Below are 13,809 nucleotides of genomic sequence, written 5' to 3' on the forward strand. Positions count from 1 at the left end.
GAGGTCCATTTTCAGGGAATGAGGAGGTTTGGCCGGTACGGCTCAGTTCGTGCCGGTGACGAAACTCGTCCAGAGGCGGGTGACCAGACGCAGCGATTTCGGGTCGCGCGGCTGGGCGGCGAACAGCCGCTTCAGAATATCTTTCGAGAAATAGATGTTCGGATTGTCGCGGACGGTTTCATCGACCAGGGGCGTCGCCGCCTGCACGGCATTGGGATAGAGCGTGGCGTTGGTGAAACGGGCGCCGGCTTGCGGCGACATCAGGAAATTCATCAGGGCATGCGCATTTTCGGGATGCGGCGCATCGACCGGGATCGTCACCACGTCGAAGAATATCTCGGTGCCTTCCCTGGGCACGGAATAACGCACTTCGACACCGTTCCTGGTCTCCGCCGCCCTGGCATTGGCGCCGATTGCGTCGCCGCTCCAGCCGAGCGCCAGGCAGAGGTCGCCGGCTGCCAGTTCGCTCATGATCGAGCCCGACTTGAAATGCCTGATGTAGGGCTTGATGGCGGCCAGCAATGCACCCGCCTTGCGTAGCTCGGCCTCGTCGGTGGAGAACGGATCGAAACCGAGATAGTTCAGCGCGACCGACATCACGCCTTCCGGCGAATCGACCATGGCGATGCCGCAATCCTGGAACCTGGCCGCGATCTCCGGCTTGAAGATCATGTCGAGGCTGTCGACCGGCGCATCCTTCATGCGTTCAGCGATCTTGGCCGGGTTATACATGACCCCCGTGGTGCCATAGGCATAGGGCATCGCGTAGACATTGCCTGGATCCTGCCGGGCGAGGAATGCCATGATGTCAGGATTGAGGCCCCCGGCATTCGGAATTTTGGCCTTGTCGAGTTTCTGGATGGCGCCGGCTTTGGCATATTGCCCGACCAGCGATGCGCCCGGCATGATGATGTCGTAGCCCGAGCCTCCGGTCAGTGCCTTGGTCGTCAGCATGTCGACGGAATCGAAGGTGTCGTAGACCACCTTGATGCCGGTCTGTTTTTCGAATTCCGCGATCGTGTCGGCCGGTACGTAGTCGTACCAGAAGAAGATGTTGACGGTCTTGTCCTCGGCGGCGGCCATGCCGCAAAGCGAGGAGGCGGAGAGGCAAAGCATCGAAGCGGCAAGCAGGGCAAGGAGGCGCATGGGCGGCTTTCCAGCAGAGGGCGACGGCCACAAGCTGACGGACGCGGCATTTCCGGACAAACGGCTTTTCGGCCCGAGTCAGTTGACAAAAATTCACCTGATGCTGTCTCATCCAGCCATGAAGCTCCCCTCACTAAATGCCATCAGGGCTTTCGAAGCGGCGGCCCGGCTGCGCAGCTTCAAGGAAGCGGCGGACGAACTCCGGCTCACCCCTTCGGCGGTGAGCCGCCACATCCGCTTGCTGGAACAGGCGCTGGGCATAGACCTGTTCGAACGTGGCTTCCGGCAAGTAGCGCTGACGCCGAAGGCGACACATTACGCCCGTCGGCTGTCGGCGGCTTTTCGTGAGATCGAGAATGCGACCGAGGAAACCGGCGAGCAGGCGACAAGCCGCAAGGCCAGGCGCGCCTCGCTGTCGATCAACGCCACCTTCATGAATCTCTGGCTCGCCGATCGTTTGCCGCGCTTTCGCGACCGACATCCCGACTGCGAACTCGACATCTCGATCCACGACGACGAGAACCGCGGCGGCAATCCGAGCGCTGACCTGCGGGTGCTGTTTGCCGTCGATACCGGCGACCCTTCGGTCATTGCGCTTGTCTCGCTGGTCATCTTTCCGGTCTGCTCGCCTGCCTTCCTCGATAAAAAGAATGCGCCGAGAAAACCCGCCGATCTCGCAAGCTGCCGGCTGCTGCACGAAAACACCACGGTGTGGTGGGAGGAATGGTTCGAGAAGGAGGGGCTCGCCGGACTGGACGCGAAGCCCGGCCCGATCTTCCACGACCCGACACTCGCCGTGCGTGAGGCCGTCAATGGCGGCGGCGTGGCCCTAGCCGACAACATCATGGTCGAGGACCTGTTGGCCAGCGGCCAGCTGGTCGCGCCCTTCACGATCCGCCACGCAATTCCACAGAGCTACTGCCTGCGGCAGAAACCGGGCAACCGCAATTCAGCCAGCGTCAGGCTGTTCCGGGATTGGCTTTTGTCGGAAATCGCCAGCCACAAGCAGGTGATGGGGCTGGAGTGAGGCGTCCGCCACGGGGAACCCTCAGGCCCCCGCCGTATAAGCGGCGATCGCCGCCATATTCACGATATCGCTGTCCTTGGCGTTCAGCGAGACGATCTGGACCGGCTTGTTCAACCCGACCAGCAGCGGGCCGATGACGGTGGAACCGCCGAGTTCCTGCAGCATCTTGGTCGAAATCGAGGCGGAGTGGAAAGCCGGCATGATCAGCACGTTGGCCGGGCCGGTCAGCCTTATGAACGGATATTGCGCCATGGCGCGGGCGTTGAGCGCGACGTCGGCGGCCATTTCTCCGTCATATTCGAAATCGACGCGGCGCTTGTCGAGAATGCGTACCGCTTCCTGGACGCGCTCGGAACGTTCGCCCTGCGGATGGCCGAAGGTGGAGTAGGCGAGCATGGCGAGCCTCGGCTCATAGCCCATGCGGCGGGCGAAGCCGGCCGCTTCCTCGGCGATGTCGGCGATCTGCTCGGCGTTGGGCATGTCGTGCACGGCCGTGTCGGCGACGAGCACCGTCTTGCCGCGCGCCAGCACGATCGAGACGCCGATGACGCGGTGGCCGGGCTTGGCGTCGATGACGCGCCTGATATCGTCGAGCGCGGTTGAGTAGTTGCGGGTGACGCCGGTGACGATGCCGTCGGCGTCGCCCAGCGCCACCATGCAGGCGGCAAAGTGGTTGCGGTCGTTGTTGATCAGCCGCTGGCAGTCGCGGAACAGGAAGCCTTTGCGCTGCATGCGTTCGTAGAGATAGTCGGTGTAGATCGAATTGCGGCGCGACAGGCGCGCATTGATGATCTCGATGCCTTGCTTGTTCAAGTCGATGCCGGCGTGCCTGGCGTTCTCCTTGATGACGTCGTCGCGGCCGAGCAGAATCGCGGTGCCGAGCCGCTGGTTCACATAAGAGACGGCGGCGCGCATCACCTGCTCCTCCTCGCCCTCGGCGAAGACGATGCGCTTGGGCTGGCGGCGCACGCGGTCGTAGATGCGCTGAAGCGTCGAGGCGATCGGGTCGCGGCGGGCGGAAAGCTCCTGCGCGTAGCGGTCGAGGTCGAGGATCGGCTTGCGGGCGACGCCCGAATCCATGGCCGCCTTGGCCACGGCAATCGGGATGGCCGAGATCAGGCGTGGGTCGAACGGCACCGGAATGATGTAGTTGGGACCGAATTTCGGGCGGTTGCCCTGATAGGCGGCGGCGACGTCGTCGGGCACGTCCTGGCGCGCCAGTTCGGCGAGCGCGCGGGCGGCGGCGATCTTCATGTCGTCATTGATGGTGGTGGCCCTGACATCCAGCGCGCCGCGGAAGATGTAGGGGAAGCCGAGCACGTTGTTGACCTGATTGGCATAGTCCGAACGCCCGGTGGCCATGATGGCGTCGGTGCGGATCTCGGCCACTTCCTCCGGGGTGATCTCTGGATCCGGATTGGCCATGGCGAAGATGATCGGGTTCTTTGCCATCGACTGCACCATGGCGGTGGTCAGCGCGCCCTTGGCGGAGAGGCCGAGGAAGACATCGGCGCCGTCGAGCGCTTCGGCCAGGGAACGCGCCTCGGTCTTGACCGCATGCGCCGACTTCCACTGGTTCATACCCTCGGTGCGGCCCTGGAAAACCACGCCCTTGGTGTCGCACAAGGTGATGTTTTCGGGCGAAAAACCCATCGCCTTCATCAGCTCGATGCAGGCGATGCCGGCCGCACCCGCGCCATTGCAGACCATCTTCGTGGTCTTCATGTCGCGGCCGGTGATCTCCAGCGCGTTGATCAGGCCGGCGGCCGAGATGATGGCGGTGCCGTGCTGGTCGTCGTGGAAAACCGGTATGTCCATCAGTTCGCGCAGGCGCTGCTCGATGATGAAGCATTCCGGCGCCTTGATGTCCTCCAGATTGATGCCGCCGAAGGAGGGACCGAGGAAGCGCACGCAGTTGATGAACTCGTCGGCATCCTCGGTGTCGACCTCGAGGTCGATAGAATCGACATCGGCGAAGCGCTTGAACAGCACCGCCTTGCCTTCCATCACCGGCTTCGAGGCCAGCGCGCCGAGATTGCCCAGCCCCAGGATCGCGGTGCCATTCGAGATGACGGCGACCATGTTGCCGCGGGTCGTATAGTCGAAGGCCCTGGATGGGTCCTCGGCGATGGCGCGCACCGGCACGGCCACTCCAGGCGAATAGGCAAGGCTGAGATCGCGCTGCGTCGTCATCGGCTTGGTGGCGACGATCTCCAGCTTGCCGGGCCGGCCCATGGCGTGGAATTCCAGCGCCTCCTGCGCGCTGACGGACGGACCGTTGTTCTCGGTTTTCCTGGCCATGATGTATTGATTTCCTCGCCGGTGTGGCGCCCTTGAGGCGGGTGCCGTGTTTTTGACGTTCCGGATTAAGGCTACACGCCGCCGCTGTAAACCGACAAGCGATCTTGACGCAGGCGGGCGAAATATCCAGGGATCAGTCCGATGTCGGCTGGCGGACCGAGGCGGCAATTTCCCGCACCGTTCCCCACCGCATCAGGCCTTCGGTACCAGAGAACGGCCATGTCTCGATGGGCGGCGCGCTGCTGCCCTTGCGCCGCAGAAGCGCCGACAGGAAGACCATCAGTTCCTGGCGCTGGGCGTCAACCTTCGCCAGCGTCCGGCGGCGGATTTCCGCGCGCGGTATGGCCCGGTCGCGCAATGTCTCGACGGCACGTCGAATGGCCGCCGGCTCCGGTTCGGCGATGATGCAATAATCGGGATCGAAATACACGTCGCGGCCGCCGAGGCTCGGCGTGCTGACGATCGGCAAGCCGGCCATCAGATATTCCATCGAGGAATACATCGCCCCCTCGACGGCCGACAGGCAGAGTCCGACGGCGGCCTGGTTGTAGACGCGGTTGACTTCAGCCGACGTCAATCTTCCGGCGAGACCGTCCACGAGCGGATTGGCGATACGGTGGAGGGGCGATTGTGTCTGGAGACGCCTGGTGAAGGCGCGGGCGCCGGCAGGCGTCAATTCGCCGATCGAATAGGTGATGTGGACCAGGCGCTCGATTTCGAAAGCAAGGTAATGGCGCTTCATCGGCGAGATGCGGCCATTGTAGACGGCATCGAATTCGACCGGCACATCCGGCAGCGGACGAAAGACATCTTCCGATATCATCAGATTGTGATTGGAAAATATGGCGTTGCCGCCGACCGCGGCAATCAGACGGCGCTCCTCCTCGGTATTGCACAGGAATATCGTCTCATGCCGGGGGAAACGCTCGGCGTACCAGGCGAGATCCCGGCCCATCTGGGCGACGATCGCCGGCCTCTCCATGGTCCACATCGGCATCAGCAGGAAGGTGGCGCGACACGCCGCCAGGCGCCGGCCTATGGCCGCCAGCGCATGGAGGGGACGAGGCCCGCCAACCGGCATATAGAGCACCAACGGATCGCGACTGAATATGTGGGCCGACATCTCGATGCCGCCGTCGAGATCGGCCAGGGGGCCGCGGGTGGGAAGGATAAAGGGAAAGCGCTTTCGCGCCGAAACCCTCAGCTTGTTGGCGGTCCGATGGGCGCGCCGCGTCGCCAAAAGCAAGAGGCGCTCGATCGTCGATCCGACAGGACCGACCATCTCGTCGAAAGTCTCCTGCCTGTCCTGATCCACCGCAATCCCGCCCATTCGTCCCGAGACAACCATAAAGCCTGGCATCCGCTTGCCGCAAGCGCGCCTGGCGTGATCGTGCAAAACCCTCGCAACCGCCCGTCGTCCCCCGTTTTCCGAACCGCCGGCATTAAACCGTCCGGCCACATCTGCTAGCGTGCCGGCATGAACATGCACACGCCCGCCGAGACCGACGCCCCCGAGGTGATGACACCGCCGCAGCCCGGCGCTGCCGCCGTCACCCCGATGATGGAGCAGTTCATCGAGATCAAGGCGGCCAACCCGGATTCGCTGCTGTTCTACCGCATGGGCGATTTCTACGAGCTGTTTTTCGAGGATGCCGAGAAGGCGAGCCGGGCGCTGGGCATCGTGCTGACCAAACGCGGCAAGCATCAGGGCCACGACATTCCGATGTGCGGCGTGCCGGTGCACGCGGCCGACGACTATCTGCAGAAGCTGATCGGCCAGGGATTCCGCGTCGCCGTCTGCGAGCAGATCGAGGATCCGGCCGAGGCCAAGAAGCGCGGCTCCAAATCAGTGGTGCGCCGCGACGTGGTGCGGCTGGTGACGCCCGGCACCATCACCGAGGACAAATTGCTGGCGCCGTCGGAATCGAGCTTCCTGATGGCGCTGGGGCGGGTGAAGGGGGGCAGTGAGAACAGCTTCGCGATTGCCTGGATCGACATTTCGACCGGCGCCTTCCGCGTCGCCGAGACAACCGCCGACCGGCTGCTCGCCGACATCTTCCGCGTCGATCCGCGCGAACTGATCGTCGCTGAGCCCGTGTTCCACGATCCCGAACTGAAACCGGTGTTCGACGTGCTCGGCCGCGTCGCCAACCCGCAGCCGCCGTCGCTGTTCGATTCGGCCTCGGCCACGGGGCGTATCGCACGCTTCTTCGATGTCGCGACACCGGACAGTTTCGGCACGTTTTCGCGTGCCGAACTGTCGGCGATATCGGGCGCCATCGCCTATGTCGAGAAGACGCAAAAGGCCGAGCGGCCGCCGCTGTCGCGACCCGAGCGCGAGGAGCAGGGCTCGACCCTGTTCATCGATCCGGCGACACGCGGCAATCTGGAGCTGCTGCGGACATTGTCCGGCAGCAGGGAAGGTTCCCTGTTCAAGGCCATAGACCGCACGGTGACGGGTGGCGGCGCAAGGCTGCTCGCCGACCGGCTGATGGCGCCGCTGACCGATCCGGCGGCGATTGTCGCGCGGCTGGATTCGGTGTCGTTCTTCCGCTCAGAGGTGCGGCTTTGCCAGTCAGTGCGGATGAGCCTGAAGAGCGTCGCCGACATGCCGCGCGCCCTGTCCCGGCTGGCGCTCAACCGCGGCGGTCCGCGCGACCTCGGCGCGCTGCGCGCCGGCTTCGAGGCCGCCGGTGCCATCGCCGAAATCTTTGCCGCCACCACCCTGCCCCAAGAATTGGCTGATGCGATGGCCGCAATTCAGGCGCTGCCCAAGGCACTTGCCCAGCATCTCACCCAGGCGCTCGGCGAGGAACTGCCGCTGCTCAAACGCGACGGCGGCTTCATTCGCGGCGGCTACCATGCCGAACTCGACGAGATGCGGGCACTGCGCGACGAGTCGCGAAAGGTGATCGCCGGGCTGGAGCGCTCGCTGATCGAGGAGACCGGCATTCGCTCGCTGAAGATCCGGCACAACAATGTGCTGGGATACTACATCGAGGTGACCGCCAACCATCATGCCATCATGACCGGCAGCGATGGCGCCAAGGCGCGTTTCATTCACCGCCAGACCATGGCCAACGCCATGCGCTTCACCACGACGGAACTCGCCGAACTCGAGACCAAGATCGCCAATGCCGCCGACCGGGCATTGAGCATCGAGCTTGCCGCCTTCGACGCGCTGACGGCGGAAGCGGTCGGCGCGGCCGAGGCGATCCGCGCCGGCGCCGACGCGCTCGCCGTGTTCGACGTGTCGGCCGCACTTGCGCTTTTGTCGGAAAGCGAGGCCTGGTGCCGGCCCGTCGTGGATGCCAGCCTTGCCTTCGAGATATCAGGGGGCCGGCATCCGGTGGTCGAACAGGCGCTGCGCCGTTCGGGCGAAGGCCCGTTCGTCGCCAATGATTGCGACCTGTCGCCGGAAGGCAGTGCCAAGAACGGCGCGATCTGGCTGCTGACCGGGCCGAACATGGGTGGTAAGTCGACGTTCCTGCGGCAGAACGCGCTGATCGCGATCCTGGCCCAGACCGGCTCCTTCGTGCCGGCGCGGAGCGCCCATATCGGCGTCGTCGACCGGCTGTTCTCCCGCGTCGGCGCCTCGGACGATCTGGCGCGCGGCCGTTCGACCTTCATGGTCGAGATGGTCGAGACGGCGGCGATCTTGAACCAGGCCGGCGAACGGGCGTTGGTGATCCTCGACGAGATCGGTCGCGGCACCGCTACGTTCGACGGCCTGTCGATCGCCTGGGCGGCGGTCGAGTATCTGCACGAGAAGAACCGCTGCCGGGCGATCTTCGCCACCCATTTCCACGAAATGACGTCACTCGCCGGCAAATTGGCGCGGCTTCATAACGTCACAATGCGGGTCAAGGAATGGGAAGGCGATGTCGTCTTCCTGCACGAGGTCGGCAAGGGGGCGGCCGACCGCTCCTACGGCGTCCAGGTGGCGCGGCTCGCCGGCCTGCCGGAAGCGGTGGTCGACCGGGCCAAGGCGGTGCTGCACCAGCTCGAGGAAGGCGAAGTTTCCGGCAAGACCAACCGGCTGGTCGACGACCTGCCGCTGTTTTCGGTGGCGGTGAAGCGGGAGGCGCCGAAGCCGGTGAAGAGCGATGCGGTGGGCGCCGCGCTCGGCGACCTCAATCCCGACGATATGACGCCGAAGGAAGCGCTCGAAGCGCTCTACCGGCTGAAGGGTTTGGCGACCAAGCCATAGGCTTTGAAGCTTCCACTCGCTGTTGACTAATTGTACCGTTCGGTACAATGTCTGTCGATTGTGACCGACAGGGAGATTCGGATGAGCCGTCCGCCATTGCCGCCGTTCACCGCCGAGACAGCCGCGCAAAAGGCGCGGCTGGCCGAGGACGCCTGGAACAGCCGCGATCCGGAAAGGGTGTCACTCGCCTATACCGAGGACAGCGTTTGGCGCAATCGCGCCGAATTCGTCACCGGCAGAAGCGAGATCGTCGGCTTTCTCCAGCGCAAATGGGCACGCGAGCTCGACTACCGGCTGATCAAGGAGGTTTGGACCTGGAACGAAAATCGCATCGCCGTGCGCTTCGCCTATGAATGGCACGACGACAGCGGTCATTGGTTCCGCTCCTACGGCAATGAGAACTGGGAGTTCGACGGGGCCGGACTGATGCGCCGTCGCGTCGCAAGCATCAACGACGTGCCTATCATCGAGAGCGAACGCAAATATCACTGGCCGCTCGGCCGTCGGCCCGACGATCATCCTGGCCTGACGGAACTCGGCCTGTAGAGCATGATCCCGAAAAGTGTGTCGCGGTTTTCGGCAAAGATCATGCTCAAGCGGAAAGAGTAACATGCGCAGGATCGCGCCCGATCGCGCCGACCTGCTCGCCAGCATCGGCGAGATTTTCCGCGAGCATGGCTACGAGGGGGCCAGCCTGACGCTGATCGGTGCGGCGACGGGGCTTGGCAAGGGCAGCCTCTATCACTTCTTTCCCGGCGGCAAGGAAGAGATGGCGGCGGCGGTCATTGCCCATATAGATGGCTGGTTCGAGGAAAATGTCTTCGTGCCGCTGCGCGACAATCAAGACCCCCGCGCGGGCATCGACCGCATGTTCGAAGCAACCGACGCCTATTTCCGTTCGGGGCGCCGGGTGTGTCTCATCGGCGCTTTCGCCCTGGATGAATCCCGCGACCTTTTCGCCAAGGCGATCAAAAGCTATTTCGGCCGCTGGGTGGCGCATCTTGCCGAAGCCTTGACCCGCGGCGGCCGCGGCCCTGCCCAGGCGCAAGACCTCGCCGAGGAAACGGTCGGCGCCATCCAGGGGGCGCTGGTGCTGGCGCGTGCCTTCGACGATACGGCGGTTTTTTCCCGCGCGCTGCGGCGCGCGCGGGCTGCGCTCGTCTAGACTAGATCATCTCAAGCCCGTGCTTGCGGGTCGGTGGTGGAAAAGCGCGGTCGAGTTCGGCGACGTCTTCAGCCGTCAGTCTGATGTCGAGCGCGGCGACGTTCTGGCGGACATGCTCCTGGCTGCTGGCTTTCGGAATGGCGATGACGCCAGGCTGCGCCATCACCCAGGCAAGCGCGATCTGCGCGGCCGTGGCATCATGGCGGAGGGCAACGGCTTCCAGCCTCGCATTGCGCGCCAGCCTCCCCTGCTCGACCGGCGAATAGGCCATCAGCGGAATGCCATGCTCCCGGCTCCATGGCGCAAGGTCGAATTCGGGGCCGCGCCGCGACAGATTGTAGAGCACTTGATTGGTCTGGACGTTGCCGCCAGCGACGAGGCCTGCCAGCTCCTCCATCTCGTCGGTGTCGAAATTGCTGACGCCCCAGTGGCGGATCTTGCCGGCTTTCTTCAACCCCTCGAAGGCCTCGACCGTCTCGGCCAACGGCACGCTGCCCGGCCAGTGCAGCAGATAAAGATCGATGCGATCGGTGCGCAGGCGCTTCAGGCTTTTCTCGCAAGCCGCCGGCACGCCGGTTCGCGAGGCATTGGACGGCAGCACCTTGGAGACGAGGAAGAGTTCGTCGCGGCGCCCGGCAATGGCTTCGGCCACCACCTCCTCGGCACCGCCGCTGGCATACATTTCGGCGGTGTCGATCAGCGTCATGCCAAGGTCCAGCCCAAGCTTCAAGGCATTGACCTCCCCGGCTCGACGGCGGGCATCCTCGCCCATTTTCCAGGTGCCCTGTCCGAGCACCTGGACGGCTTCTCCCGATGGCAGCTTGGTGGTTCTTATCGTTGTGGGCATGAGGGCTCCTGGGTAGGCAGTCGAGGCGCATGGCATCACGAGCGTACGGAGAAATCCAGAATGGAGCCCGGATTCTCCTGTTGCGGCCGTAGATGCCTACTTCACCGGATGGGCGGCAAGCCAATCCTGCATCTGCTTGATTTCGGCTTCCTGCGCGGCGATGACGCCTTCGGCCAGTTTGCGAATCTCGGGATCCTTGCCATTGGCAAGCTCCACCTTGGCCATGTCGATGGCGCCCTGATGGTGCGGGATCATGCCACGGACGAAATCGACATCGGCGTTGCCGGTATATTGCGAGGCCATCATGTCGGTGTGCATTTTGTCCATCGCCGCCTTGTAGCCCGCTGTCGAAGGGCTTTCCGCTCCCATGGCCATGGCGCCCATGTCGTGCTTCATCTCCTCGCTCTGCGCCGGCACGCTTTCGAGGAAGACGGCAAGCAGCATTCCGGCCGCCATCAGCAGCAGCACGAGTTTTTTAGCCAAGGTCATTCAGATCTCCTGTGGGTTGGATTTCGTATCTGGGGGTTAAACTCAGAGTTTCAACGTTCTCAGCCGCAATGCGTTGGCGATGACCGAGACCGAGGACAGGCTCATCGCCGCCGCCGCCAGCATCGGCGACAAAAGCGTGCCGGTGAGCGGATAGAGCACGCCGGCCGCGACCGGCACGCCAAGCACGTTGTAGAGGAAGGCGAAGAACAGGTTCTGCCGGATGTTGCCGATGGTCGCCCGGGCCAGGGTGCGGGCGCGGACGATGCCGTTCAGGTCGCCCTTGACCAAGGTGATGCCGGCGCTTTCGACCGCGACGTCGGCGCCGGTTCCCATGGCGATGCCGACATCGGCGGCGGCGAGCGCGGGCGCATCGTTGACGCCGTCGCCGGCCATGGCGACTCCAGCGCCCTTGCCGCGCAGTTCCTCGACGAGCGCTGCCTTCTGTTCCGGCAAGAGACCTGCCCGAACCTCATCGATGCCGAGGCTTCCAGCGATCGCCCTGGCCGTGCGCTCATTGTCGCCGGTCGCCATGATGATCCTCAGCCCGCTGTCATGCAGCGCCTTGATCGCCTCGGCCGTGGTCGTCTTGACGGGGTCGGCGACGGCGACGATGCCGGCCAGTCTGCCGTCGACAGCAACGAACATCGCCGTCTTGCCATTGCCCTGCAACGTTTCCACGCTGGGCAGGACCGCGGAAATGTCGATGCTGAGGTCGTGCATCATCGCGGCGTTGCCGAGCGCGACCTTGTTGCCCGACACCGTGCCGGAAACGCCCTTGCCGGTAACCGCCTCGAAGCTGCCGGCCTCCGCAATCTTCACGCCGCGCTGGCCCGCGCCTTCGACGATGGCCTCGGCCAGCGGGTGTTCGGACCCCTTCTCCAGGCTCGCCGCCAGCCCCAGCAATTCGTCCTCGGAAAAGCCCGTCGTGGCAACGACATCGGTCAATTTCGGCCGGCCCTCGGTCAGCGTGCCGGTCTTGTCGACGATCAGCGTGTCGACGGAGGCGAAGCGTTCGAGCGCGGCGGCCTCCTTGATCAGCACGCCGGCATGCGCGCCGCGCCCGGTGGCGGTCATGATCGACATCGGCGTGGCGAGTCCCAGCGCACAGGGACAGGCGATGATCAGCACCGAAACCGCCGAGACGATGGCGAAGATCAGGCTGGGCTCGGGGCCGAAGACCGCCCAGGCGATGAACGCGGCGATCGCGACCAGGACGACGGCGGGGACAAAATAGAACGAGACGCGGTCGGCCAGGCCCTGGATTGGCGCGCGCGAGCGCTGTGCCTTGGCGACGAGTTCGACGATGCGCGACAGCGTGGTGTCGGCGCCGATCCGCTCGGCGCGCATGATCAGCGAGCCGTTCTTGTTGAGCGTGCCGCCGGTCAAGGCATCGCCCTCGGCCTTCTCGACCGGCAGGGGTTCGCCGGTGATCATCGATTCGTCGATGGAGGAGCGGCCTTCGAGCACCATGCCGTCGACCGGGACAGCGTCGCCGGGACGGATGCGCAGGCGATCGCCGGTCTTGACCTCGTCCAGCGCTACATCCTTCTCGGAGCCGTCCTCGGCGATCCGCCGCGCGGTCTTCGGCGCGAGGTCAAGCAAGGCGCGGATCGCCGATCCGGTCTTTTCGCGGGCGCGCAATTCCAGCACCTGGCCGAGGAAGACCAGCGCGACGATGACGGCGGCGGCCTCGAAATAGACCGGCATCGCGCCGCCATGGCCGCGGAACTGATGCGGAAAGATGTCCGGGAAGAGCGTGGCGACGACGCTGTAGAGATAGGCGGCGCCGACGCCAAGCGAGATCAGCGTCCACATATTGGGGCTGCGGTTGAGGATCGACTCCCAGCCGCGATGGAAGAATGGGAAGGCGGCCCAGAGCACCACGGGGCTCGCCAGCACCAGTTCGATCCAGACCTTCGCGCGATCCTCGACCAGGCCTTCGAGCGACAGGCCGACCATAGGCGCCATGGCGACGATCAGCAGCGGGACCGACAGCACCGCGCTCACCCAGAGCCGCCTGGTGAAATCGACCAGTTCGGGATTTGGCCCTTCATCGCCTGTCGGCACGCCCATCGGCTCGAGGGCCATGCCGCAGATTGGGCAGGAGCCGGGCTTGTCGCGGATGACCTGCGGATGCATCGGGCAGGTATATTGCGTGCCCTTGGGCACCGGCGCCGGAGCCGGCCTGTCGCCGAGATAGGTTTGCGGCGCAGCCTCGAACTTCGCCTTGCAACCGGCGGAACAGAAATAGAAGCCTTTGCCTTCATGACGGGCGAAATGTTTCGCCGTCGAACGGTCGACGCTCATGCCGCAGACAGGGTCGGTGGCCGTCAGGTAGGTTTCCGGCTCGGCCTGGAACTTCGAACGGCAGCGCTCGCTGCAGAAATGATAGAGGCGGCCGCCATGCCCGGATGTCGGCTTGGCGGCGGCTGGATCCACGGTCATGCCGCAGACCGGATCGCGCAAAACCGCATTCGCGGCGGCGCCTTTCGGCGTGCAACAGCCGCCATGCGAGCCATGCGTGTGATGATCGTGATCTGGATGCGTCATTCTGAAAAATGCCTTGATGTCACTGCTTCGAGCCCGAGGTAGTGCTTCCAGTAACTGGAAGGTCAAGGGCAGTT

Annotated in this window: 10 protein-coding genes; 4 read left to right on the plus strand and 6 right to left on the minus strand. The window is 64.5% G+C overall.

The genetic code is table 11. From position 1 onward, the window contains the following. Nucleotides 1–42 precede the first annotated feature (42 nt). Entirely contained in the window at nucleotides 43–1,146 is a 1,104-nt protein-coding gene (locus LB564_RS07960) for a polyamine ABC transporter substrate-binding protein (protein ID WP_224536417.1), read from the minus strand. Between LB564_RS07960 and LB564_RS07965 the strand changes: the two genes are divergently transcribed. Next, a complete protein-coding gene (locus LB564_RS07965; RefSeq protein WP_224536421.1) occupies nucleotides 1,145–2,173 on the plus strand; it encodes a LysR substrate-binding domain-containing protein in 1,029 nt (342 codons plus the stop codon). The two genes, LB564_RS07960 and LB564_RS07965, sit on opposite strands and share 2 nt — an antisense overlap. A 21-nt stretch (nucleotides 2,174–2,194) precedes the next feature. On the opposite strand, the gene LB564_RS07970 is transcribed toward LB564_RS07965, so the two are convergent. After that, a complete protein-coding gene (locus LB564_RS07970; protein ID WP_224536424.1) occupies nucleotides 2,195–4,474 on the minus strand; it encodes an NADP-dependent malic enzyme in 2,280 nt (759 codons plus the stop codon). A 133-nt stretch (nucleotides 4,475–4,607) separates the two neighbouring features. Next, the gene (locus tag LB564_RS07975; protein WP_224536426.1) at nucleotides 4,608–5,789 is read right to left on the minus strand and encodes a glycosyltransferase; all 1,182 of its coding nucleotides are present in this window, start codon (nucleotides 5,787–5,789) and stop codon (nucleotides 4,608–4,610) included. Between the two features lie 162 nt (nucleotides 5,790–5,951). Here LB564_RS07975 and mutS point away from each other — a divergent pair, with 162 nt between their 5' ends. The 3 genes from mutS (at nucleotide 5,952) to LB564_RS07990 (ending at nucleotide 9,849) form a co-directional block, all read left to right on the plus strand. Continuing rightward, nucleotides 5,952–8,684, plus strand: a complete 2,733-nt coding sequence (mutS, locus tag LB564_RS07980; RefSeq protein WP_224536427.1) for a DNA mismatch repair protein MutS — start codon at nucleotides 5,952–5,954, stop codon at nucleotides 8,682–8,684. A gap of 81 nt (nucleotides 8,685–8,765) precedes the next feature. Next, nucleotides 8,766–9,230, plus strand: a complete 465-nt coding sequence (locus tag LB564_RS07985; protein WP_140706535.1) for a DUF1348 family protein — start codon at nucleotides 8,766–8,768, stop codon at nucleotides 9,228–9,230. A 64-nt stretch (nucleotides 9,231–9,294) separates the two neighbouring features. Continuing rightward, a complete protein-coding gene (locus LB564_RS07990; RefSeq protein ID WP_224536429.1) occupies nucleotides 9,295–9,849 on the plus strand; it encodes a TetR/AcrR family transcriptional regulator in 555 nt (184 codons plus the stop codon). 1 nt (nucleotide 9,850) lies between these two features. On the opposite strand, the gene LB564_RS07995 is transcribed toward LB564_RS07990, so the two are convergent. The 3 genes from LB564_RS07995 to LB564_RS08005 all read right to left on the minus strand — a co-directional run bounded on the left by LB564_RS07995 (nucleotide 9,851) and on the right by LB564_RS08005 (nucleotide 13,735). Then, nucleotides 9,851–10,696, minus strand: a complete 846-nt coding sequence (locus LB564_RS07995; RefSeq protein WP_224536431.1) for an aldo/keto reductase — start codon at nucleotides 10,694–10,696, stop codon at nucleotides 9,851–9,853. A gap of 96 nt (nucleotides 10,697–10,792) precedes the next feature. Beyond that, nucleotides 10,793–11,185: a DUF305 domain-containing protein gene (locus LB564_RS08000; protein WP_127277847.1), complete on the minus strand. Its 393-nt coding sequence runs from the start codon at nucleotides 11,183–11,185 to the stop codon at nucleotides 10,793–10,795. A 42-nt stretch (nucleotides 11,186–11,227) separates the two neighbouring features. Continuing rightward, nucleotides 11,228–13,735: a heavy metal translocating P-type ATPase gene (locus tag LB564_RS08005; protein ID WP_224536433.1), complete on the minus strand. Its 2,508-nt coding sequence runs from the start codon at nucleotides 13,733–13,735 to the stop codon at nucleotides 11,228–11,230. Nucleotides 13,736–13,809 lie beyond the last annotated feature (74 nt).

Origin of the sequence: Mesorhizobium sp. ES1-6, assembly GCF_020164775.1 — a bacterium.
Classification (GTDB): Bacteria; Pseudomonadota; Alphaproteobacteria; order Rhizobiales; family Rhizobiaceae; genus Mesorhizobium.

Coding starts and splice junctions, on each gene's coding strand:
- LB564_RS07965 (WP_224536421.1), top strand. CDS start 1,145: ATGGGCGGCTTTCCAGCAGAGGGCGACGGCCACAAGCTGACGGACGCG.
- LB564_RS07960 (WP_224536417.1), bottom strand. CDS start 1,146: ATGCGCCTCCTTGCCCTGCTTGCCGCTTCGATGCTTTGCCTCTCCGCC.
- LB564_RS07970 (WP_224536424.1), bottom strand. CDS start 4,474: ATGGCCAGGAAAACCGAGAACAACGGTCCGTCCGTCAGCGCGCAGGAG.
- mutS (WP_224536427.1), top strand. CDS start 5,952: ATGAACATGCACACGCCCGCCGAGACCGACGCCCCCGAGGTGATGACA.
- LB564_RS07985 (WP_140706535.1), top strand. CDS start 8,766: ATGAGCCGTCCGCCATTGCCGCCGTTCACCGCCGAGACAGCCGCGCAA.
- LB564_RS07990 (WP_224536429.1), top strand. CDS start 9,295: ATGCGCAGGATCGCGCCCGATCGCGCCGACCTGCTCGCCAGCATCGGC.
- LB564_RS07995 (WP_224536431.1), bottom strand. CDS start 10,696: ATGCCCACAACGATAAGAACCACCAAGCTGCCATCGGGAGAAGCCGTC.
- LB564_RS08000 (WP_127277847.1), bottom strand. CDS start 11,185: ATGACCTTGGCTAAAAAACTCGTGCTGCTGCTGATGGCGGCCGGAATG.
- LB564_RS08005 (WP_224536433.1), bottom strand. CDS start 13,735: ATGACGCATCCAGATCACGATCATCACACGCATGGCTCGCATGGCGGC.